This is a genomic window from Halomonas sp. SCS19, assembly GCF_040147015.1.
In the GTDB taxonomy this organism is placed as follows: Bacteria; Pseudomonadota; Gammaproteobacteria; order Pseudomonadales; family Halomonadaceae; genus Halomonas; species Halomonas litopenaei.
Window position 1 is genome coordinate 375,074 of sequence record NZ_JAMSHN010000001.1, and the last position, 24,936, is coordinate 400,009.

At 59.9% G+C, this 24,936-nt stretch carries 8 protein-coding genes and 3 rRNA genes; 1 reads left to right on the plus strand and 10 read right to left on the minus strand.

The window, feature by feature from the left end; genetic code table 11:
- Positions 1-65: 65 nt before the first annotated feature.
- Together NFH97_RS01620 and NFH97_RS01625 are read right to left on the minus strand one after the other, a co-directional pair.
- Positions 66-9,770 carry an immunoglobulin-like domain-containing protein gene (locus NFH97_RS01620; protein ID WP_349624277.1) on the minus strand — a complete coding sequence of 3,235 codons (9,705 nt, stop codon included), beginning with the start codon at positions 9,768-9,770 and terminating at the stop codon, positions 66-68.
- A 967-nt stretch (positions 9,771-10,737) separates the two neighbouring features.
- Positions 10,738-11,178 carry a hemerythrin domain-containing protein gene (locus NFH97_RS01625; protein WP_222516900.1) on the minus strand — a complete coding sequence of 147 codons (441 nt, stop codon included), beginning with the start codon at positions 11,176-11,178 and terminating at the stop codon, positions 10,738-10,740.
- Positions 11,179-11,817: 639 nt separating this feature from the next.
- On the opposite strand from NFH97_RS01625, the gene NFH97_RS01630 reads away from it, so the two are divergent.
- On the plus strand, positions 11,818-12,870 hold the full coding sequence (locus NFH97_RS01630; RefSeq protein ID WP_349624278.1) for a c-type cytochrome: 1,053 nt from the start codon (positions 11,818-11,820) through the stop codon (positions 12,868-12,870).
- Here the strand turns inward: NFH97_RS01630 and NFH97_RS01635 are convergent.
- The 8 genes from NFH97_RS01635 to NFH97_RS01670 all read right to left on the minus strand — a co-directional run bounded on the left by NFH97_RS01635 (position 12,857) and on the right by NFH97_RS01670 (position 24,935).
- Positions 12,857-13,345, minus strand: coding sequence for a DUF2938 family protein (locus NFH97_RS01635; protein WP_108447578.1), 489 nt, complete (start codon positions 13,343-13,345; stop codon positions 12,857-12,859). The two genes, NFH97_RS01630 and NFH97_RS01635, sit on opposite strands and share 14 nt — an antisense overlap.
- A 168-nt stretch (positions 13,346-13,513) precedes the next feature.
- Positions 13,514-14,692 carry a trans-sulfuration enzyme family protein gene (locus tag NFH97_RS01640; RefSeq protein WP_349624279.1) on the minus strand — a complete coding sequence of 393 codons (1,179 nt, stop codon included), beginning with the start codon at positions 14,690-14,692 and terminating at the stop codon, positions 13,514-13,516.
- 252 nt (positions 14,693-14,944) lie between these two features.
- The gene (locus tag NFH97_RS01645; RefSeq protein ID WP_349624280.1) at positions 14,945-15,823 is read right to left on the minus strand and encodes an MBL fold metallo-hydrolase; all 879 of its coding nucleotides are present in this window, start codon (positions 15,821-15,823) and stop codon (positions 14,945-14,947) included.
- Positions 15,824-16,519: 696 nt separating this feature from the next.
- Positions 16,520-16,635: ribosomal RNA gene (gene rrf, locus NFH97_RS01650) — 5S ribosomal RNA — on the minus strand.
- Positions 16,636-16,729: 94 nt separating this feature from the next.
- A 23S ribosomal RNA gene (locus NFH97_RS01655) occupies positions 16,730-19,617 on the minus strand.
- 240 nt (positions 19,618-19,857) lie between these two features.
- Positions 19,858-21,395 (minus strand): 16S ribosomal RNA (locus tag NFH97_RS01660).
- Together the 16S, 23S and 5S rRNA genes form the textbook arrangement of a ribosomal RNA operon.
- Positions 21,396-22,057: 662 nt before the next feature.
- A complete protein-coding gene (locus NFH97_RS01665) occupies positions 22,058-23,020 on the minus strand; it encodes an efflux RND transporter periplasmic adaptor subunit (protein ID WP_349624281.1) in 963 nt (320 codons plus the stop codon).
- Positions 22,986-24,935, minus strand: a complete 1,950-nt coding sequence (locus NFH97_RS01670) for a preprotein translocase subunit SecA (RefSeq protein ID WP_349624282.1) — start codon at positions 24,933-24,935, stop codon at positions 22,986-22,988. The genes NFH97_RS01665 and NFH97_RS01670 overlap by 35 nt, the downstream gene beginning before the upstream one ends.
- Position 24,936 lies beyond the last annotated feature (1 nt).

The window sequence follows — 24,936 nt, forward strand, 5'->3', positions numbered from 1 at the left end:
CACGCTAGCCATGCGGCAACGGGGGACCGTGTCCCCCGTTGCCACCTGCCGGGCAAGTCGGCGAATCAGATGTCCACGTCGATACCATCCTGGATCTTGAGCACGGCGTTGCCGTTTCCATCGTAGACGTTGTAGGTGATGCCATCTTCCTGCACCTGATTGCCGGTGGCGGACCATTCATCGGCTCTCAAGGAGACCCTGTCTCCGGCGTCACCACGCACAAACAGCTCATCACCACTGGTCATGTCGAGCACATCCTGTGCACTCAAGGTAACGTCATGGTCCTGGCCCTCCCCCATCAGGTCCAGTGTCTCGATATTGCGCACCTTGCCGGGATCGATGTCCTCGCCAAAGCGCAACTCGACCACATCGTCACCACCGAGACCATTGATCGCCTTGCCGCTGTAGAGCAGCGTATCGTCACCGGTCGTCGGCTCCACTGCGCGGATATCGAGGTCCACCTGGCCTTCATAAGGCGGGTCGAGGGTATCCTGACCGTCCACGGTGGCCAGGCTGAAGTCCAGGGTGACATTGCCATCGGTCGCCTTCTGCACCAGCGTCAGCGCATTCAGTTGGTCGATTGAGATGTCATCGATCACATAGGTATCGGTTCCGGCGTCGTAGGTCCAGTCCAGAAGATTGTCGCCACTGAAGAAGCTGGCGTGCTCCCCCAGCCCCTTGAGGGTCAACGTCACCTGTTCGGAACCGTCTCGATCCAGCACCGAGGCGTTGAGGTTGAGCGGAATTCTGTCGCCCTCATCGCCGAAGCTCAGCAACGGATCGGCCTCGATCGGATCGGCCACGGCGTCCACCAACACCGAGAACGCCTCGTCACCGATGTAACGTTCGCCATCACGGCCGGCGATGGCTGTCACCGAGAGGCTATCGGCGCCACTGAGGTCTCCGCTCCAGTCACGTGGAGGGATCAGGCCGACGTAGGCAGGCAAACTCCCGTCAGGCTTGAGAATCGACCAGCTGCCCTTACCCATATTCTCCGCCAGGGTCGCGGAAGCCGCGTCGGCTCCGGTCATCACCAGCCAGCCGTTAGGCAGGCCATCGATCAGCACCGCTTCCAGGGTCTGGGAGGGGTCGAGCAAATCAACCTCGAGACCGCTGACATCGATCAGGCTGTCCTCCTCTCCCCGGATGTCGTTGACCGACACTTCAGGCGGCGGCGGCGGTACCTCGACGCTGGCCTGGTCCTGATCGGCTTCCCGATTGGTCGCGTCGGTTTCCTGGGTGGAGCCTTCGGCGACAAGCGAGACGTCTCCCCAGACCCCCACCGCCGGACGGTAGGTCAGATTGACCGTGTCTCCGACTGCGACGCCGTCGATGACGTAGCGACCATCTGATCCTGGCGTCAGCGCCTGGCCGTTGTAGAACAGGGTACCGCCTGGCGCGGCACCACCATCGGCATCGGTTGCTCCACTCTCGTCGAGGGTCAGAACCAGTTGACCGTCCACCAGCGTAACGTCCGGGCTGTCGGCAGGGCTGGTGACGCCGACCTCGAAGTCAACATCACGACCATTGTCGGCCAGCTCGCCCGATACGCTGACCTCGGGGGTATCCGTCACCGGAGTAACCGGGGGGTCCACGGTGACAGAATGTGAGTTTTCCTTGCCACTGGATGAGCGGGTGGTCAGGGTGGCGTCGAAGGTGAAATCTTCGCCATTGTCATTCCAGTTGGCCGGTGGCGTCACGCTGATCGACGCCATCAGGTCATCCAATGCGGCCTGACCACCGCCGTCGGTACTGGCGTACCACACCGATTGGCCGTTGACCGTGGTCTCCTCCATGCCCGTAACCACGGTCCCCGGCGGCAGATTGCTGAGGGTGATGGAGCTGGCACCGTCGTTCCCGGCGATCTGGGCATCGATCAGCTGCGACAGCGGAGACGCCGAGTCCTCGGTCATGGCAGCACTGGAGTCGTTGTCCCAGCGCTCGATATCGGAGGCATCCTCCCCGTCGTTGTCATCGCCACTGCCGCTCAGCGTCCAGCTTGCGCTGGCGCTCTGCTCCAGGGTGTTGCCCCCGGCGTCCTGGGTCACCGCGGTGATAGTGATGGAGTGGTTGTTGATATCGTTCAGTTGCCCCCCTTCCCCCAGGACAAAGACGAAAGAGTGCTGCTGCGGAATGGGGCCGTCGAAACTCTGGGGCGGGTCCAACTCGATTCGCCACTGGCGGCCGCCGCTGTCACCGGCCACCACGCCGATATATTCGGCCCCTTCCACACTGACGCCCTCCGGCACACCATCGATCAGGAAATAGCGGAGCGACTCACTGCCGTCCTCGTCGGGCTGGTTGCCTGCGTCGGCGTCGGCGGACTGATCGACCGCGACATTGACCTGAACGCGATCACCGGTCCCGGCATTGACGTCATTGCCGGTGATGCTGACACCACCGCCCGAGAGGTTGACGATGCTGGTGATATCGATGGTCGGCGTGTCGGTGACGGCATCGATGACTACCTGATGAATGGCATCCCTGGGTGCCGACGTCACGTCATCCACCTGACCTTCGTAGCCGGCGTTCGGTGTGTCGGTCACCTGGTAGCGCAGCGCCAGTTCGGCGCTACCCGCACCGAAGTTGGCATCTCCCTTGGCGTAGAGACGCTCCCAGGCGCCATTGGTCAGCTTGTACTCGCCGCCCTCCAGAGTGACATCCGGGTCTGTGGCCGCCGCCTGGGCGAGCGTGGTGCTCGTGGAATTGCCGACGTAGATGGTAAATGGCGCCTGGAGCACATCAGCGGCGTCGATCCACACCGTCTCGAGCATCTCGTTGGTGTCGCCATTCTGTGTTACCAGACTGAAATCGAGCTTGCCCAGGGTATCCTCGACAAGACGCGAATCGGTCTCGATCACCCCTTCAGGACTCGGCGTCACTTCGAACGAGACCTGATGCTGGTCCCCATCGCGTGAATCGCCATCATCTTCGGTCACCACCGGGGTGACACTGAAGTCGACACGACCGCTGAAGTTGTCAGGGGTGGTGATGCGCACGTCGGCAAGCTCTCTGGTGACCCAGACCCGCTCGTCGCCCTCGGCATCCTCAGGACTGATGAGCACCGCTCCGGCCACGGCGAAGCCTTCGTCCAACCCGCTGATGCGGTAGGCCAGTGATTCAGAGTCATCACGATCACCACTTTGCACCGTGACAAGATCGCTCAATCGTACCTCGGTCACGCCATCGTCCAGCGCCTGCTCCACGTAGGACTCGACGCTGGTGGTCACCTCGGGAGCGTCTGCGACTCCCTTGACCTTGACCAGGATATCGCGTGCTTCACCGGTGAACTCGCTGGTGACGCCACCGAAGGTGTCCACGCTGACAGGTGTTGCCTTGATGGAAAAATCTTCGTTGCTGTCCGGTGGAGGTGTAATGGTGAGAGGCACACTGGCATCGAAGTTGTCGATGATATAGTTGCCATTGCCGTCATCGGCCACCTGCTGACCATTGTAGTGAAGCACCGCCCCATCCGGCAGATCGGACAGGGTCATGCGATAGACCTCGTTGGGATCATCGCTCTGGGGCCGAAGTTCAAGCGCCACCGCCGTGTCTTCATCGGTCTGGGCCACCGGCTCGTAGCCCAGGGACACACGATCCGCTACTGGTTCCTGGACGCGGATGCCGGTCAACAGCGCCTCGCCGGACACCGCAGTGTCCACGTTGCCCTCTCCATCGGTATCCACCGTCTTCGCTTGCACGCGGATCTGGAAGGTGCCCTTGCGATTGGTCGGCGGGCGAAACTCCACGCTGGAAAGATGCTGGACCGGAATTTCTACCGGGGTCCCGTCGTAGGACTTTTCTACCCACTGACCAGCCTCATCGAGATAGCGGAAGCTGGCACCGATCATGTCTCCGGCCTGACCATCCAGCTGCTCTGGCGTCAGTCGGGCGAAGGTCTTCTCCGAACCATCGCTGTCCTGATTCGACCAATCGTCCTTCAAGTCGAAATCATCATTGGTCAGCTTGAACCACTCGTCCTCGGCGACACCGTCGCTGGCGCCATAGGTATGCCCACCGGTCATGGTGAGATCGGCCTTGCCATCGCCATCGCTGTCGCTGACGCCGCTGGCGGCAATGACCTCCGCCTTGGGCGCGACCTTGGGCGAGTAGGTCACCTCCTTGACCTCCTCATCGCTGACAGTAGCGCCATCGATGGTGGCCGTATCGGTGACCCCGACCTTGAGCGTGAGGCTTGGGTCATCGCTCTCGTGGGCCGGCCCGGTCAGGCTGTAGTTCTTGAAGGCACCGCTATCCACGTCACTCTTGGGTACGCTGAACCCGTCGCTGCCGTTGCCGGTGTGCACCAGGTTGCCGTCGGCGTTGCGGATCTCCCAGCCATCGGGTACCACGGCGATCTCGATCGAGGTGATCGTCTCGCTGGTCGCACCACCACCGTCGTCATCCCCGACCTTGAGCGAGGCGAGAAACTTGAAGGCCTCATCTTCAGTACCGCGCGCGCTGACGGAAGGCTTATCCACCACTGGAGTCACATCGATGTCCAGAGTGACTTTGTCTTCCTTCCAGGCGCCGGTCGGCGAGGGACCATCGGCGTCGCCATCCCGCGCTCTCAAGGTTACCGAGACTCCCTTGATTTCACCGCTGAAGTCATCCGGCGGCGTAATGGTGATCTCGGGGAAGTCGGTAGTCGAAGCACTCAGCCCACCGGCGGGTACCCGCACCTGGCCACTGGCGCCAACGACTCGCGTCAGGTTGTCGTTGACGGTAACCACGGTGCCCTCGGGCAATCCCTCGAGCAGCAGTTCACGATACTCGCTGCCGTCCAGATCCTCGAAAGACGCCTTCAGCGTCTCGCTCAGGTTGAAGGCGACGTCTTCCGCGGTCTTGAAGACCTTGTGATCGGTGTCGTCAGCGAAGGTCAAAGTCACGTCATCGGTGACCGCCTGGACCGTTACCGGGACACGAATCGCCGAGGTGGCTCCCGGGATGCCGCTCAGACGCTCGCCGTCGGCGTCGACCTCATAGCTCGAGACCTTGATCGATAACGAGAAATTGCTGCCGTCCTGTGCCTTCGGCGCTACCTTCAGCCCCTCGAATTCCGCACGGGTCATCACCAGGTCAACGTCACCGTCGCCCAGGGTCGAAAGATGGGAGCCATCGGACAGCTTGATGGTCAGCGTGCTCTTGCCCTTGGTGTCAATAACGCTACCGTCGGCCTTCAGCAGCTTGGCTCCAGAGGGAAGCCCGGACACGGTAATGGCCCCCAGCAGTTCGGGGTTGTCCCCTGCTGCCCCCATGTTCTGATCGGTGGTGTCGGTAGGCGATGGTGCGGCAAGACCAAGCGCCACCGATACATCTTCGTCGGTCGCCGCCGATGATGACGGAAGATCCGGCTTGTCTGCCACGGGGGTGACGGTCACGTCGACGTCGACCGAATAGGTGGTGCCGCCCTCTGTGTAGGTATAGGTAAAGGCATCGGCGCCACTGTAGTTGCCGTCGGGCTTGTAGGTCAGTCTGCCGTCGGCACCGATGGTGACACTGCCATACTCCGGCGCGTCGCTGATCGCCAGGGTATCTTCGGTAGCGTTGGCGGGGGTGGAGAAGGTTTTCTTGCCATCTTCTTTCAAGGTGATGCTCTGAGACTCCTGCGCCGGGTCATCGACCACGGTCACCTGGAAGTCGTCTTCATCGATATCGCCGTCGCTGTCGATCACCTCGAACGGTAGCGTCAGCACGATATTGCCGTTGCTATCGACCACCGAGGTCACGTGATCCAGCGGGCCCTCCAGGGTGAAGCGGTAGCTGGCATCGTTGCTACCGGCATCGAGCACGCTGATGGTAAATACCGTTTCGCCGTCTGCACGGGCGGTCAAGGTGTGCCCATCACTGGAAAGCGAATAGCCGATCGCCTGATTCTCGGAGGTCAGCCCAAGCTGATTCAGGGTCGCCACGGTATCAGCGGTGAACCGGGTATCGATGCTGTCCTGACCTTTGTTGACATCAAGATCACCGCTCACCGAGCGTTTGCTGGTGTTCGGCTCGGAGCCAGATGCCAGATACTGTTCGTCGAGGCGTCCATCGGTCGGATCACCGATGCTCGGTTCGGTGTCTTGGACCAACACCGGCTGCTGCGCGGTGTTCGACCGAGAGCCGTCTGCATCAATCAGCACATAGCTGAAATCGTCGCGCAGCGTATCGCCGCTGTCATTACCCTGCGGGCGAGGATGGGCGGCGCTGGCGACAGGCGTATAGCTCCAGTTTCCATCACTTGCAACGGTCAGGCTGCCGTAGCGAGTCTCCACAGTAACACTGCCGCCGTCGGAAATGCTGCGGGCGGTCGTGGCACCGCTGCGATCGATAAAGGTGATGCTCTCGACCCGGGCCCCATCGGCGCCCAGGGTGTCGTTGACCAACAGGTTGGTGCCGCTTGTACGCGCGTCGCCCTCGGTGGTGGTCTGCAGAGAGTCGCTGGTGGCAGAGGGACCGTCGTCGCGGATCAGGATATCCAGATTATCTTGACGGCTGTCACCGGAGTCATCGGTCACCTTGACCGCTAGCGAATCCACCACCGAACCACTGGCGTGATTTGCTGGTTTCGTCAACGTATAGGTGTAGGACAGTTCATCGGCAACCGCGTCGTACCCTGTGATCGACAAGGTTCCGTAGGCCATGTCGATAGAGATCGGCTGGCTGGCGCTCGCTGCCTGAAGCTCTGCCAGGGACTTGCTGATGGAACCGAATGCAACACTGGCCACCTCGTCGACTCCGCCCGAGCCCACGGCGATGGCTCCCGACACCACATCGCTATCGTCAGCCAGCGAGCCTGATTCGAGGCCGGCTTCGCTGACGCTGGCGTCTCCTGCCACAGTGGGACCGTTGTCATCGGGGATCGTCAGTTCGGGGACATCGCTATGGACGATGACCGTCTTGTCGCCCCCGGCAACCAGCTTCTCGTAGTTACCCCCCGTCAAGGTATCGATGCCAATGGTCCAGGAAGCGGTATCATCGGCGCTTTCGCCTGGCCCCAGATTCTGGTCCTGATCGGGAGCACGCAACGTCACCTGGGCACTGGTGGCGCCCTCGGCGATGACCACTTTGGTGCCATCGTCGAGCGTAATCGTCAGAGGGCCGCCTTGGGGTGGTTCCTCGACGGTCAGTGTGACGCTGACCGCCTGTCCTTCATCCGCATCGTCAGGCGCACTCAGGGAGACCACCACTTCATCGATGGTGTCATTCACCTGAGTGCTGACCGTGGCGGAGTCGACCTCGAGCTTCTCCAGCATGCCAATACCGCTGGCCGGCTGGCCATCAGGCTCCACTTCCTTCGCCTCACGGATCGAGTTGACCACCTGGCCGGGATCGACGTAGACATCGTCTGATGGCGCGGCCACCGTGACCGAGGCGCTGGTCTGACCCGCCGGTACAGTCAGCGACTCGCCGTTGGCCAAGGTCACAGCGATCGCCTTGTCGGCGCTACGGGGCTGGCCCTGAGGATCCTGCAACTCCACCGTGTAGGTGATCGCGCCACCTTCCTTCACCTCAGGAGTGGCCTTGAGCACCAGTCGAGTAATGTCGTTGTCGTCCACCATCAGGGTAGTGACGCCATCGCCAAGATCGACCTGGTCGTAGCCGGTGGGCGTGGCCGACTCGATGGAGAAACCCCGGCTCGTCTCCCCCTGATTCACATGCTCATCGGGTCGGCTCGCCACCTGAATACTGGCACTGCGCTCGCCCTCGACAATGGTGATGGTATTTCCGTCTTCGAGCGTCACCACCACATCGCGATCGGCCACATTGTCCATGGTCGCGGTTACGGTAATGAACTCACCCTCGACGACCGTGCTGCTGGCGCTCAATTCGATGCTCAGCGCTACCGGCTTGCGATCCAAGGCGTCGTCGGAGTTGCCCGCCGGATCGGTGACCCGAGCATTTGCCTGAACGTGGGTCTGACCGGCCACCACCGGCACTTCGACGTCGAGCCCATCGCTCAGGTCCTGGGCGGTGACGCTACGCTCGAGCAGCACGTTGCCTTGACCATCGGTCACTCTCAGGGTGTCGCCCACTTCGGTGCCGGCACCCAGGTTCACCCGCGCGGTAACACTGTCGTCGTTGCCGATCTCGCTCTGCTGGTAGGCACCATCATCACCGGCCCCGATCAGTGAGATCGTCACGCTCGGCGGCTGGTCGTCGATGGGCTTGGTGTCGTCGTCGCTGTCGCTGTTGCCGGCGGGATCGGTGACGGTGGCGGTGACGCTCACGCTTTCGTCACCCGTGGCGACAGGCACCTCGACGTCGAGCCCATCGCTCAAGTCCTGGGCGGTGACGCTACGCTCGAGCAGCACATTGCCTTGACTATCGGTCACCCTCAGGGTGTCGCCCACTTCGGTGCCCGCGCCCAGGGTCACCCTGGCAGTAACACTACCGTCGTCGCCGATCTCGGCCAGGTTATAGACACCATCGCTTCCGGCGCCGGACAGATTGACCTCCACCGTCGGCGGCTGGTCGTCGATCGGCTTGGTATCGTCGTCGCTGTCGCTGTTGCCGGCAGGATCGGTGACGGTGGCAGTGACGCTCACGCTTTCATCACCCGTGGCGACAGGCACCTCGACGTCGAGCCCATCGCTCAAGTCCTGGGCGGTGACGCTGCGCTCGAGCAGCACATTGCCTTGACCATCGGTCACCCTCAGGGTGTCGCCCACTTCGGTGCCCGCGCCCAGGGTCACCCTGGCAGTAACACTGTCGTCGTCGCCGATCTCGGCCAGGTTATAGACACCATCGTCACCGGCGCCGGACAGATTGACCTCCACCGTCGGCGGCTGGTCGTCGATCGGCTTGGTGTCGTCGTCGCTGTCGCTGTTGCCGGCAGGATCGGTGACGGTGGCGGTGACGCTCACGCTTTCGTCGCCCTTGGTGACCGGCACCTCGACGTCGAGCCCATCGCTCAAGTCCCGGGCGGTGAGGCTGCGCTCGAGCAGCACGTTACCTTGACCATCGGTCACCCTCAGGGTGTCGCCTACTTCGGTGCCCGAACCCAGGGTCACCCTGGCAGTGACACTGCCGTCGTCGCCGATCTCGGCCAGGTTGTAGACGCCATCATCACCGGCGCCGGCCAGATTGACCTCCACCGTCGGCGGCTGGTCGTCGATCGGTTTGGTGTCGTCGTCGCTGTCGCTGTTGCCATCGGCGTCGGTCACGGTCGCCTGGACACTGACACTGTCATCGCCGGGCGCAACAGGCACTTCCAGATCGACGCCTTCCGTTAGATCAGTCACCGTGACCGGGCGATCCAGCAGTACACTGCCATCGGCGGCAACCACCACCAGGCGATCACCGACCTCCGTATCGTCACCAAGAATCACTCTGGCGGTGACGCTGCCATCATCGCCGATTTCCGCCAGAGAAAAGATGCCGTCGGCTCCCGCGCCCAACAGTTCGACGCTCACGCTGAGCGCATCATCCAGCAAGGCACCATCATCATCGTCGATGGGGTCACCGTCACGCACTTCAATGCCCACCTCATCCGCCAGTGGGAAATTGAATGCTAGCGGATCCACGTTTTCGACGATGCGCAAAAGGCGTACGAAACCGTGTCCTTCATTACCGCTCCCTCCAGCCGATGAGCTACTACCCGCCTGGGGAGGATTCTCCTCGAGTTCAGCCAGCAGCTCATTCAGGGTTTCGTCACCGATCTCCTCTCCCGTACGACTGAAATCCCCTTCACCGAGGGGCGTGTCATCATCGGGCCCGCGGTAAAAATCGCCCGAATCGGATGGCGAAGGGCTCTCACTCAGCAGTCGAGAAACGAGCACGCCATCCGTCGTCATCAGGTTCAGTCTAAGGGCTGGGTCTCCTTCGAGTACCAAGGTGGCGGCTTGGGGAGCCGAAACAACAGCATCGGTAGATAGGCTTTCGCCTACTCTCAGCAGACGCAGTTGACCGGAGTCATCACGAATCCAGACCTCCCCTTCCATGTCGAGAATTCTAACCCGTGAATTCATAGCACCAAGCCCCTGTCGTAGATCGATTATCATTGTCACTGGCCAGTCACCCAGGCTCCTGGACCGAACCCTCGGAAGGAATGCAAACCGACGTATCGCAACCGGTGAACAAGGAGGGAGACCACATTGATCAGTGCCTTAACACCGGTAAGATGCATCCAAGAAACCTTGCCCGAGTTATAGCACTTTGGAACATTTTGTTACATTTTTAGCTAAAAAACGTCTCAAGAATGCACGAAACTGCATATTAGGTAACACTCACGCCTCTGCGTGACACCATGCTTCTCGATTCCAGAAACCACTATATAAAACACCTTATATTATTATTCTAGATATTAAGGTATTATAATTATAACTATTAAAGTACGTTTCTCATCATTCTTTTTTACTAATCTTTTCAGGCGGGCCGACTTGGCCAGGCTGCACCCACCTCTGCCTTGTGGCATAGAGCGCTGGATATTCGGCGAAGCTACGGAGGTAGCACCGTTGAAGGCATTCGCTGGGTGGAGCGCTGGAAACCTGGTCCGCCGGGGCGCCACTCCGACACGCCCGGTCCTAGGCGCTGTCCGAAAAGTCGACGAGCGAAGGTTAGACAAGGCAAAAATCGGTGAGACAGCGCAGTTTACGGGGTGTAAATGAGCATGTTGATCCGATTTTTAACACCGTATTACCGAGCGCAGGCACTTTTCAGACAAGCCCTAGAGTCCTGTCACGCGACAAAGGGCGCCGGAGTTTCCTCCGGCGCCCTTTATGCAAGCGGCTTGGAAAGCGTCTGCCTTCAGCCGGCTTCCCGATCCTGCATGTCCTGCAGGTACTCTTCGGCGAGGTTGGCCTTGGTGGCATCGTCAAAGGCGCGTCCGGCGAGCTGGAACACCTCCTGCTCTTCCTCGTCGAGGTGATGAGTGACCAGATGCTGCAGCTTCTTGGCGCTGGCAAGCCAGCCCGGTGAACTGTAGTCGGTCGTCTCGAGCGCCTCGATCAGCTCATCGATCTCGTGGTGCTCGGCCACGCTGTGCCGCGCCTTCTCCTGGGTCATGTCATGCTCCATCATCGGCATGTACAGGGCCCGCTCTTCTGCGCCAGCGTGGTTCTCGAGCTCCTTCTTGACGCGTTTGAACAGCTCATCACGCCCGTTACTGTCGCCTTCGGTCTCCACCAGCAGTTCCAGCAGGCGGCGCTGCTTGTCGTGGCTCTCACGCAGGGCTTCAAAGATGGTCACGGATCTCTTCCTCCTTGTCGAAGCGAAGCCAGGATCGCGCCGTCGACGGCGTCTGTTCCATGGCGATGTCACGGCTCTTCCATATACCAAACTTGTACAAGGATGGTTATATTGTTCAAGATCCGCAACCCGAAGCCTACGATCGCCTAAGTCTACCGAGTCTTTTGCCCAATTCTGCTCCACTCCTGCTGGGCTTTACTCCCAGGCCAGACGGCTACGGGAAGAAAGCTTGCTCAGGGAACCCGCGGGAGCGCTTTGCGAACGCTTGAGGACGCTAGCCGGTCGGGCTCGTCCAGGAGACGCCAGGTAGCGACCGCCAGCATTGGGACAGACGTCATTTTCGGGCGGACCCAATTGGCAAATTCTTGTTCGGTACGTGCCAAATCGGGCGGCTTCGGGAACACCTCGAGTCGCACCGACAGGTTGTCGATTAGCATCCGACAGAGGCTACGTCGACTGACTACAAACTCGGCCGTCGGCCGCCCTGAGTCGGCAATTCCGGCTACAGTGTGTGGGCACCAAGGAGCCGGGGGTGGACGATGGTAGCTTGCCCAGTCACTCGGAAGCTGCGTTACTGTACATGGACACGCAATAGCGGGAGGACACCCTGCCTTGAGAGCCAGCATTCGACTTGCCGTCATGGCCTCATGCATCGTGCTTTCCGCCCGAGCCGCCGACTCCCCTCCTCTGACGTCAGGACAGACCCTCTACCAGCAGGGAACCCACGGCGAGTCGCCTCATACCTCCTGTGCAAGCTGCCACGGTGTCGATGGCCTGGGGATCGATGGCACTGCGCCTGCTGTCCATTGGACGGCATTGACCAGCGAAGACCACCAGCCTGGCTATGATCGAACGAGTCTGCTGAAGGCACTGAGTCAGGGCATCGCTCCCGATCAACGCCGACTGTCTGCGCAGATGCCACGTTATGCACTGGACGACGACGTTCTGGACTCGCTGATCGACCACCTGCAACAGCTCTCGGCGGCGACGGACACCGGCATCGAACCCACACGAGTGCTGGTGGGCATCTCCGGAAATTCGGACCTGGATATCGGCTTCAGCGCGGCCATTGCTGCCTTCAATAGCCAGGGCGGCGCTTTTGGTCGACGTATCGAGGTGACGACGCGGCCTGACGTGTTGACGACCCTGACCGAGATCGACGACCGGCTGGAAGAGCGCTTGCAGACGGCCTGCCTGGTGGCCGCCGTCAGGGAAGTGCGCAATACCAGCGCACAGCGCGTGGGCCTGCTCGGCCGCCATGGCGATGAAATTCGCTTTCGGCTGATGACCATGAGTCTTCCGCTCTCGGCGGCAGCCGATGTGACCCTGGTCGCCAGCGACAATATTGTCGACGAACTGGAAAATGGTGAACTGCTGGACACCCCCAGAACCCTGGTCGGTTGTCTGGATCATCTCGGCGAACACGCCGCTGCCCTGGCAGAAGCCGGCCATGAGGTTATCCTCGCCATACCGCACCAGGACGCCCTGAGCTGGGCCGCCCTCCACGATCAGGGGCCCGAAGCCCTGCGCGGCTACGCCCTTGGCGCCCTGCTCGGAGAAGCCCTGGCTGCAGCGGGGGCCGATCTGACACCGGAGCGATTGAACAAGGCACTCGAGAGCATTGCTCTGACGGCCCAGACCGTCTATCTGGAACCTCGCTTCACCCCAAGGTATCTGCTCAGCCCGCCGTGATCAGACGCGCCGTCAGATACATGCCCAGGGCAAAGACGATATGGCCCACCACGTTGTTCATGCGGGCGAGGCTCGGGTTGGGAGCGCCCGAGCAGGCAACCCCCACTCCCATGCCAGGCTGCAGGATGAACCAGCCCGCGCCTACCGTCACCAGGCCTACGATCAAGGCCGGGCCAAAGGTCGGTGCCAACGCCCAGCCATCTCCCCACACCAACAACAGCGCCAGGGCAAAGCTCACGCCCACGACGTAGTGCATGATCCAGCCGATGGCGAGCTCACCGCCGATCGCAGGCGAGGAAGCGATCCCCTGGCGATGGACCAGTCTCCCCTTGGGCAAGCCCGAAAACCAGCGGCCGACCAGATGCCAGGGTGGCAGTGGTTGCCCTATCGACTTGTTCAACAGCCAATTCCACAGATCCAGCAGCGCCGTCCCGCCGACACCGATCACCAGGGCAAGACCAAGCGTATCGAACATCCCTTTCTCCTGACACTGGACTCCATCAATCGCCCTGGAGCCGAAGGCATAAGCGCCCATCACACGATCGGCGTCACCACCGACGCGCGCAGGCCAAGCTGAAAAATACAGGCAAGACGATCGCCGTGCCGAGATAGCATCGACCTGCCCCGCCTTCTTCATGCTGCTTCAAGCAATCCTAAGCGCCTGATCGAGATCCTCGAGCAGGTCTTCCACGTCCTCGAGCCCTATCGACAATCTCAACATGCTGTCCGAAATACCTCTGCGCTGGCGTTCCTCGTCGCTCAAGTCCACGTGGGTGGTCGTGCGGGGCTGAGTCACCAGACTTTCGGCGCCACCCAGGCTTGGTGCCAGGGCAAACCAGCGAAGCGATTCCGCGATCTTCTCCGTCAACGAAAGGTCCGCCTCCAGCTCGAGCGTCAGCATGCCCCCGAACCCACGCATCTGCCGCCTGGCCACCTCGTGCCCGGGGTGACTCGTCAGACCAGGATAGTGGACACGACGTACTGCCGCATGCGATTGCAGCGCTTCGGCGATCGTCTGCGCCGAACGGTTGTGCTGCGCCACTCGAACCGACAGGGTCTTGAGGCTTCGCGACAACAATGACGCTGTCTGCGGCGATGGTGCACTGCCCAGGGACTGACGCCACCAATCGATAGGCTCCAGCAACGCCCGAGTGCCCATCACCGCCCCTGCGGTGAGATCACTGTGCCCTCCCAGATATTTGGTGGCACTGTGCACCACCAGATCGGCGCCGAGTGGCAGCGGCAGCTGGTTGACCGGCGTGGCAAAGGTATTGTCCACCACCACCAGTGCGCCATGGGCGTGCGCCTGCCTAGCCAGCTTTTCGATATCGGTGATGGCAAGGGTCGGGTTGCTCGGTGTCTCCACGAAGACCAGACCGACGCCCTCGCATAGCCTCCGCTCGAGAGCGTCGCCTTCATCGCCCAACACCAGGTCGACGGGATAACCGAGGCTTGGCAACCCCTTCGCCATCAGCCCCAGAGTGCCACCGTAGATCTCACCGTAGCCCACCACCCCTTTCTTGCCGTGGGCCAGCAGCAAGGCGCTGATGGCCCCCATCCCTGCACTGAAACTCAGGGCGGCCTCGGCCCCCTCCAGTCCTGCCAGCACATCCTCGAGGGCGTACAGCGTCGGATTCATGCCATAGCGCGAATAGAATCCTCCACGCTTCTTCCCTTCTCCGACCTCTCGCAGTGAGGCCGTATCATCGAAGGCGAAGGTCGTGGTGTCGTAGATCGGCATATGGGGACTGCCGAAGGGATCACGTTGTTGCTGGCCATGGATGGTGCGCGTCGCCAGTCCGTAGCGGTCGAGACGGGGCATGCTGCCTCCTTTGTGAGCTTGCAAGCCAATCACCGTCTGACCAACCTAGCGTGAAAGCAGACACTTCACCAGAGACGCATGCCCAAGCACCCGCGCTCGCTAACGACGTCGATATCGAAGTCGCTAACGAAAGGGCAAGGCCCGCGGAAGCATCACTGGATGATATTCACCGGACCCTATCGGCAAGCGCCCGCCGCAGGGATATTCATGGACTCCGCTCTCGGAGGCCGTTCTCAGCTGCCGTCACCGCGCTTAAAAGGCGTTCAGCGGGATCTTGAGGTAGCGACGGCCGTTGGACTCTGCCTTGGGCAAACGTCCTCCCAGAATATTCACCTGGAGTGATGGCAGCATCAGCGCAGGCATCGGCAAGTCCTGGTCGCGTCCATTGCGCATGGCGATGTAGCCGGCCTCGTGCTGACCCTGGAGATGGATGTTGTCACGGCGCTGCTCAGCCACCGTGCTCTCCCACCGGGGCTCTCGGCCTCCAGGGCGATAGTCGTGCCCGGTAAATATGCGGGTATCTTCCGGCAAGGCAAGCAGATCCTGTATCGACTGCCACAAGGCCTGAGCGTCGCCACCGGGAAAGTCTGCCCGGGCCGTGCCGAAGTCAGGCTGAAACAGGGTGTCGTGGACGAAGGCAGCATCACTGACGCGGTAGGTCACCGACGCCAGGGTATGCCCGGGAGAGAACATCACTTCGACCTCGAGACTACCGATGGAGAAGCGATCCCCCTCGGCCCACAGCCTGTCCCACTGGCTACCGTCGCAGGCGAGCTCCGGCCAATGATAGATATCCTTCCACAGCGCCTGTACCTCGGTGATCTTCTGCCCAATCGCCGTCGGCGCCCCCGTCTGCTGCTTGAGATACTGCGCCGCCGACAGATGATCGGCATGGGGATGGGTATCCAGCACCCACTCGACTTCGAGGCCGTGCTCCTTCACGTAGCCAAGCAGTTCATCCGCGCTGGCGGTGGACGTCGCACCGGAGGCCGCATCGAAATCAAGCACCGGATCGATGATGGCACACCGTCTGGTATCGGGGTCCGTGACCACGTACTGGACGCTCGATGTCGCGGTATCGAAGAATCCCGTCACCTGTGGCCGCCCCTCGGAATGACGAATTCGTTGCATCTGGCACCTCCTTCGCTCTGTGTACGATGAATATGCCATTTCGATCTTTCTTTAGCACCTTTGTTCCATCCAGAGCAGCATTCCGCATAGGAAGCAGAAACGAAAGAAGCCCAACTCCTCTCGGAATTGGGCTTCTTCTAAAGAAAATCCTGACGATGACGCTTAGACAGCAAGGTCGCTCGCATGGGGGTGAGTCACCCCAGCGCTCTTTACAAGGGCTGCAGCGAAGCTGCAAGGGGGGACGAACGACGCGAGCTTGCCCTTGAGAAGAGCCAGGCCGGACCGCGCCGAGGGGGTTATCGGCGCGGCCCCACATATAAAGAGAGGGGCTGAACTTGTAGAGAGACCATGCATGCGCTCTTTACAAAAAGAAGGCCCGACTATCTCTCGATAACCGAGCTTCTTCTGAATAAATGCCTGATGGACGGTCCCGCCTTCTGCTCTACAGCGCCCGTCCGTCCTGGCCGCCGCTCTTCCCTGAAGACTGCCGGATGACGCCACCAAGATAACAATGTTTCTCGCATGGGGGTGAGTCACCCCAGGGTTTTGCGGCAACGCCGCAAGGGGTGACGAACGACGCGAGCTTGCGAGCGGCCGGACCGCACGCAGTGCGGCCCCACATATAAAGAGAGGGGTCTTCCCCATGCATGCGAAAAAGCCCAACTCCTCTCGGAATTGGGCTTCTTCTGAATAAATGCCTGACGATGACCTACTCTCGCATGGGGAGACCCCACACTACCATCGGCGCTGAGCGGTTTCACTTCTGAGTTCGGCAAGGGATCAGGTGGTTCCCACTCGCTATGGTCGTCAGGCGGAAAAAGGCAATGTATATCATGCTGACGATACGTTTCATCGTATCCGTCAATTAATTCGAGACATCATCGACCAAAACCCTTTGGGTGTTATATGGTCAAGCCTCACGGACCATTAGTACCGGTTAGCTCAACGCCTTGCAGCGCTTCCACACCCGGCCTATCAACCAGCTGGTCTTGCTGGGTCCTTTAGGAGGCTCAAGGCCTCAGGGAGATCTCATCTTGAAGGGGGCTTCCCGCTTAGATGCTTTCAGCGGTTATCCCGTCCGTACATAGCTACCCGGCAATGCCACTGGCGTGACAACCGGAACACCAGAGGTACGTCCACTCCGGTCCTCTCGTACTAGGAGCAGCGCTTCTCAAATCTCCAACGCCCACGGCAGATAGGGACCGAACTGTCTCACGACGTTCTAAACCCAGCTCGCGTACCACTTTAAATGGCGAACAGCCATACCCTTGGGACCGACTTCAGCCCCAGGATGTGATGAGCCGACATCGAGGTGCCAAACACCGCCGTCGATGTGAACTCTTGGGCGGTATCAGCCTGTTATCCCCGGAGTACCTTTTATCCGTTGAGCGATGGCCCTTCCATACAGAACCACCGGATCACTAGAACCTACTTTCGTATCTGCTCGACGTGTCTGTCTCGCAGTTAAGCACCCTTATGCTCTTGCACTCACTGCACGATTTCCAACCGTGCTGAGGGTACCTTCGTGCTCCTCCGTTACTCTTTGGGAGGAGACCGCCCCAGTCAAACTACCCACCACACACGGTCCTCGAACCGGATTACGGTCCTGAGTTAGAACGCCAATGATGCCAGGCTGGTATTTCAAGGTTGGCTCCACCCCATCTGGCGACAGGGTTTCAAAGCCTCCCAGCTATCCTACACAAGCAACATCAGCGTCCAGTGTGAAGCTGTAGTAAAGGTTCACGGGGTCTTTCCGTCTAGCCGCGGGTACACAGCATCTTCACTGCGATTTCAATTTCACTGAGTCTCGGGTGGAGACAGCGTGGCCATCATTACGCCATTCGTGCAGGTCGGAACTTACCCGACAAGGAATTTCGCTACCTTAGGACCGTTATAGTTACGGCCGCCGTTTACCGGGGCTTCGATCAGGAGCTTCGCGTGAGCTAACACCATCACTTAACCTTCCGGCACCGGGCAGGCGTCACACCCTATACGTCCGCTTGCGCGTTTGCAGAGTGCTGTGTTTTTAATAAACAGTTGCAGCCACCTGGTATCTTCGACCGCGTCAGGCTCCGGTCGCGAGGACCTTCACCCTAATGCGGCGTGCCTTCTCCCGAAGTTACGGCACCATTTTGCCTAGTTCCTTCACCCGAGTTCTCTCAAGCGCCTTGGTATTCTCTACCTGACCACCTGTGTCGGTTTGGGGTACGGTCTCACAGTATCTGAAGCTTAGAGGCTTTTCCTGGAAGCGTGGCATCGATGACTTCCTGACCGTAGTCAGTTCGTCTCGCCTCTCGGCCTTGAGGATCCGGATTTACCTGAATCCTCAGCCTACCGGCTTTCACCAGGACAACCAACGCCTGGCTCACCTAGCCTTCTTCGTCCCCCCATCGCAATACTGTGAGGTACGGGAATATTGACCCGTTTCCCATCGACTACGCCTTTCGGCCTCGCCTTAGGGGCCGACTCACTCTGCTCCGATTAGCGTCGAACAGAAACCCTTGGTCTTCCGGCGGGGGAGTTTTTCACTCCCCTTGTCGTTACTCATGTCAGCATTCGCACTCGTGATACCTCCAGCATGCTTCTCAACACACCTTCATCGGCTTACACGACGCTCCTCTACCGCTCGCCATTCGGCGAACCCGTAGCTTCGGTACCTGGTTTGAGCCCCGTTACATCTTCCGCGCAGGCCGACTCGACTAGTGAGCTATTACGCTTTCTTTAAAGGATGGCTGCTTCTAAGCCAACCTCCTAGCTGTCTAAGCCTTCCCACATCGTTTCCCACTTAACCAGGATTTCGGGACCTTAGCTGACGGTCTGGGTTGTTTCCCTTTTCACAACGGACGTTAGCACCCGCTGTGTGTCTCCCACGCTTGCACTCACCGGTATTCGGAGTTTGCCTCGGGTTGGTAAGTCGGGATGACCCCCTAGCCGAAACAGTGCTCTACCCCCGGCGGTGATACGTGAGGCGCTACCTAAATAGCTTTCGAGGAGAACCAGCTATCTCCGGGCTTGATTAGCCTTTCACTCCGATCCACAAGTCATCCAAATCTTTTTCAACAGATCCTGGTTCGGTCCTCCAGTTGATGTTACTCAACCTTCAACCTGCTCATGGATAGATCGCCCGGTTTCGGGTCTATTTCCAGCGACTGGTCGCCCAGTTAAGACTCGATTTCTCTACGCCTCCCCTATACGGTTAAGCTCGCCACTGAAAATAAGTCGCTGACCCATTATACAAAAGGTACGCGGTCACCAAACAAGTTGGCTCCCACTGCTTGTACGCATACGGTTTCAGGATCTATTTCACTCCCCTCTCCGGGGTTCTTTTCGCCTTTCCCTCACGGTACTGGTTCACTATCGGTCAGTCAGGAGTATTTAGCCTTGGAGGATGGTCCCCCCGTCTTCAGTCAAGGTTTCACGTGCCTCGACCTACTCGATTTCACAACACTCAGGTTTCGGTTACGGGGCTATCACCCACTATGGCCAGACTTCCCAGTCTGTTCACCTACCAGTTGTGTTGCTTAAGGGCTGGTCCCCGTTCGCTCGCCGCTACTAGGGGAATCTCGGTTGATTTCTTTTCCTCGGGGTACTTAGATGTTTCAGTTCCCCCGGTTCGCCTCTCATGTCTATATATTCAACATGAGATACCCAAGTTACCTTGGGTGGGTTTCCCCATTCAGAGATGTCCGGGTCGCAGGTCGTTTGCCACCTCGCCGAACCTTATCGCAGGCTTCCACGTCTTTCATCGCCTCTGACTGCCTAGGCATCCACCGTATGCGCTTCATCGCTTGACCATATAACCCCAAAGGGTCTGTCAATCGATGATGTCACGACAATTGCCGGATACGCTTGAAACGTATCTTACTTTGTCAGCATGATATACATTGTTAAAGAGCATTAGAGCACAAAACTCTAAGCTGGCGGCTTGTGGCTTGCTAATGAAGCACAAACGTCCAACTTAAAGTTCCGTTAACCGCTCTATCGATCAGGTAATTCATTGTGAGCACTTACCGACAGTCAGATGACGTGTCGTTTAAGGAGGTGATCCAGCCGCAGGTTCCCCTACGGCTACCTTGTTACGACTTCACCCCAGTCATGAACCACACCGTGGTGATCGCCCTCCGAAGTTAGGCTAACCACTTCTGGTGCAGTCCACTCCCATGGTGTGACGGGCGGTGTGTACAAGGCCCGGGAACGTATTCACCGTGACATTCTGATTCACGATTACTAGCGATTCCGACTTCACGGAGTCGAGTTGCAGACTCCGATCCGGACTGAGACCGGCTTTATGGGATTAGCTCCACCTCGCGGATTCGCAACCCATTGTACCGGCCATTGTAGCACGTGTGTAGCCCTACCCGTAAGGGCCATGATGACTTGACGTCGTCCCCACCTTCCTCCGGTTTGTCACCGGCAGTCTCCCTAGAGTTCCCGACCGAATCGCTGGCAAATAGGGACAAGGGTTGCGCTCGTTACGGGACTTAACCCAACATTTCACAACACGAGCTGACGACAGCCATGCAGCACCTGTCTGAGAGTTCCCGAAGGCACCAATCCATCTCTGGAAAGTTCTCTCGATGTCAAGGGTAGGTAAGGTTCTTCGCGTTGCATCGAATTAAACCACATGCTCCACCGCTTGTGCGGGCCCCCGTCAATTCATTTGAGTTTTAACCTTGCGGCCGTACTCCCCAGGCGGTCGACTTATCGCGTTAACTGCGCCACAAAGCTCTCAAGGAGCCCAACGGCTAGTCGACATCGTTTACGGCGTGGACTACCAGGGTATCTAATCCTGTTTGCTACCCACGCTTTCGCACCTCAGCGTCAGTGTCAGTCCAGAAGGCCGCCTTCGCCACTGGTATTCCTCCCGATCTCTACGCATTTCACCGCTACACCGGGAATTCTACCTTCCTCTCCTGCACTCTAGCCTGACAGTTCCGGATGCCGTTCCCAGGTTGAGCCCGGGGCTTTCACAACCGGCTTATCAAGCCGCCTACGCGCGCTTTACGCCCAGTAATTCCGATTAACGCTCGCACCCTCCGTATTACCGCGGCTGCTGGCACGGAGTTAGCCGGTGCTTCTTCTGTGAGTGATGTCCTCCCTCGAGGGTATTAACCTCAAGGCTTTCTTCCTCACTGAAAGTGCTTTACAACCCGAAGGCCTTCTTCACACACGCGGCATGGCTGGATCAGGCTTTCGCCCATTGTCCAATATTCCCCACTGCTGCCTCCCGTAGGAGTTCGGGCCGTGTCTCAGTCCCGATGTGGCTGATCATCCTCTCAGACCAGCTACGGATCGCAGCCTTGGTGAGCCGTTACCTCACCAACTAGCTAATCCGACATAGGCTCATCCGATAGCGCAAGGTCCGAAGATCCCCTGCTTTCCCCCGTAGGGCGTATGCGGTATTAGCCTGGGTTTCCCCAGGTTATCCCCCACTACCGGGCAGATTCCTATGCATTACTCACCCGTCCGCCGCTCGACGCCTCCTAGCAAGCTAGGATCGTTTCCGCTCGACTTGCATGTGTTAGGCCTGCCGCCAGCGTTCAATCTGAGCCATGATCAAACTCTTCAGTTTAAAGTCTGATAGTCCGTTAAGCGGACCAAACTTGGCTCAAGGTTCAAACGTCTCGTTTGACGAGTCGCTTGCCTTGATATTTCAGTGACAGTGTCACTGACTCATCGGCAAGCGCCCACATGAATTACCTGATCAATTTTTAAAGAGCTTTTCGCTTTGCAGCGCCTGTTGGCGCAGCGCCCTGCGAGGAAGGCGTATTCTACAGAATCGAAGCGTTTCGTCAAGGCTTTCTTTTTTCGCCGTGCAAGCGATGCCTGCAGGACTCAAGAGCCTGCAGGACTCAAGAGAAAGCGAAGCGAGCCTGACGCGCATTCTGCGATGCCGTCCTGGCGACTCCGATCGAGTGGCGAGCATTTTACCGATTTCTCGTTGCCCGTCAAGTGGGGAATTTCTCGAAGACTTGAAAAAGCCTTTTCAAAACAATCACTTTTACCACCCTTTACCGCCTGTGACGTTTACTCGTCGCCGGCAGCGGATGCGTACTCTACGGATTGGGACCGGCCTTGGCAAGCACTTCGTGTAAAAAAATTTCACGCCACCGTCATCTGCATGACATCCCCGACAAGGCAACGAGGAAGGCGCCAAGAAACTGCAGCAAACCGCCGGGGCTTTCTCTGCTTACCCGGCTCGTCATGGAGCATCCACTGACGTATCGAATCGGCCTAGGCGTCGCCACCTTCCGCGATGCCGCCGAGCTCACAGGCGATCCCTGCCGGAATCTGCTCATCTGGGTTGGCAAGCCGCATGCCCAAGGCGAAGGTCCCGCTCGAAGCGTCGATCACCGGGTCCACATGGATGACCTCCGCTGAATAGCGTTGCCCCACCGGGCTCGATAGCGTTACCTCGATGACATCTCCTGCAGCGATTCTTCCGTAAGCGGCCAGCGGCAAAGCGGCCTCGATGCGTAGCGGATCTAGCTGAACCAGTTCAAGCACCGGCGTGGCGTCAACGAATTCACCCTCCTCCGCCAGGCGTTCGCTCACCCACCCATCGAAGGGAGCACGCGTCGTGAGCTGTTGCAGACGTGCATTGGCGAGATTGACCTGCAGGCGGGCCAGGCGAAGCTCGGTATCGATCTCGTCACGTTCGCTCTCGCTGAGCATATTGCGCTCGATCATTCGCTGGTTTCGCTGCATGCGTCGTGACGCATAGGCGGCGCGAGAACGCTCCAGTTCGACACTGGCGGATTCGACATCCCGCATCAGCGAAAACAGCGGATCGCCATCCGCCACCCGCACGCCCGCTTGTACGTCGATTCGCTCGATGACGCCCGGCACCTGGCTCGACAGAGCAGCCTGGCGACCTGGCTCCACCAGGCAGCTTATTTCACCAAATCCCGGTTCTTGCAGATCCGTGTCCTGCGCCATTGCCGGCGCGGCGATGCATCCCAGGGCGACGATCAGTGATCTCGCTGCTTTCATGCGCACTTCCTTTCCATGACGGAGACAAGGGTTAAACAACGATCGGCTATCAGCGCAGACCATGGCCATACAGATCTGCCAGTGGGAAAAACCATAGAGCGAATTAAAGAAATGAACGCGCCTCTTTCCGCGCCATGCCACCTTCGCGCCATGCCACTTCCGCGCCACGCTACTCCCCTCTTCCGCTGAAACCCAGTTGGTCATCTTCACGCCAGTCGGCTTCGAGCAAACGTGCCCGCTCCCGGGCGTGGCGACGCTCCCTGGTCTGCTGCGCGCGGCGCAGTCGTGTGGCAAGCCTTCCAAGACGGCGTTGCCAGCCATCCAGTTCAGTCAGCAATTCATCCTCTTCGGACAGCACCCACTCGACGCTGCCCGGATCGCCCTGGCGAGCGCAGCGCCCCATGATCTGACGATCTATCCGCGCAGCGTCGTGATGGCCCGCCAGGATCACGTGCAGGCCGCCCGCACCACGAGTCACCGGATCAAGCGGAATATCGGTCCCGCGTCCTGCCATGCTGGTGGCAAGGGTGACCGCCCCTGGCGCCCCGGCTGCGGCGACGACCGCCGCTTCGTCGGCGTCCTGGCGAGCGCTCAGTATTCGGTGTGCAATGTCGTTGGCCTTGAGTCTCGCCGAAAGCGCTTCGGCATCAGCGAGGCTGACGGTGGTCACCAGCACAGCACGCCCTTGCGCGACGAGAGAAGGAAGACGTTGGCAGATCCATTCCCACTTGGCCGCCTTCGTGTCGCAACGCATCACCTTGCCGAGACGCCGCCGGCCAGGCCGATGAGGGGGCACCGTCACCACCCTCTGACGGTAGGTAGTCCAGAGTTCGCGCCGCACCTCCCTGGCCGTACCGGTCATACCCGACAGGTGGCGATAGCGGCGAAAGAAACGCTGGTAGGTCAGACGCGCCAGGGTAATGTTGGGATCGCTGGGCTCGCACCCTTCGCGGCGCTCGATCATCTGCTGCAGCCCCTTTTCCCAGCGCCGATCCTCCATCACCCGGCCGGTGTGCTCGTCAATGATCAGCACCTTGCCATCCCGTACCAGGTAGTGGACGTCACGTTGAAAGTGGTGCTGCGCCAGCAGAGCCTGCTGGATCAACCACTGCTGACGGGAACGTCCCTGCCAGTGTCCGGCCATCGACTGGCGGGACAGTCGTTCGACCTGCGATTCCAGATAACGCTTGCCGCTGTCGGTCAACAACAGCTGCCCCTGTTCCCGCACGAAGTGCTCGTCCTCGACAAAGCGCTTCGCCATGGCGATGGCCTCATCGACAAGCGCAATATCCAGTGCACCCTCGCCGGCGGGGCCAGACAGGATCAAGGGAGTCCGCGCCTCGTCCATCAGCACGCTGTCGGCCTCGTCGACGATGGCGAAGTGCAGCCCTCTGAGCAGCAGCCTGTGGCTGGTGAGACGCCCCTGCAGTCGTGCAGCGTGGGCGCTCAAGGGGTGACGCCTGGTGCCCAGCTCCTGGGTGTCCCGCAGGTAGTCGAATACCAGTTCCTTGTTGGTGCAGTAGACCACATCCGCCGAGTAGGCCCTGCGCCTTTCGGCGGGCGTCATGCCGTGGACCACCGAGGCCACCGAGAGACCCAGGCGGGCGTAGACGGGGCCCATCTTGTCGGCGTCCCTTGACGCCAGGTAGTCGTTGACCGTGATGATGTGCACCGGGATGCCGGCCAGGGCGGCGGTAGCAGCCGGCAGAGTGGCCGTCAGGGTCTTGCCCTCGCCGGTCTGCATTTCCGCTACCTGCCCCTTCAGCAGGACCATGCCCCCCAACAGCTGCACGTCGTGGTGTGCCATGCCCAGTTCACGTCGTGCCACTTCCCTGACCAGGGCGAAAGCACGTGGCCATAGCCACCCAACCACGCCGCGACGGCGCAACGCCTGGCGCAGAAGGCCAGCCTGCGCATCGAGCGCGGTGTCGTCGAGTCGTGACAGCTGCCGCGCATGCCAGTGAAGGACGGGAAGACGGCAACGCAAGACCCATCGTCTGACCGAGGAGGGCCCGCCGAGGCTTGCCCTCAACCCATGCCAGGCCCGTTCCAGTGCACCAGGTGCTGACACCGGGCGCTCGGCGCGGCTGATGACGTCTGCGGGAACTCGTGTCAGCATC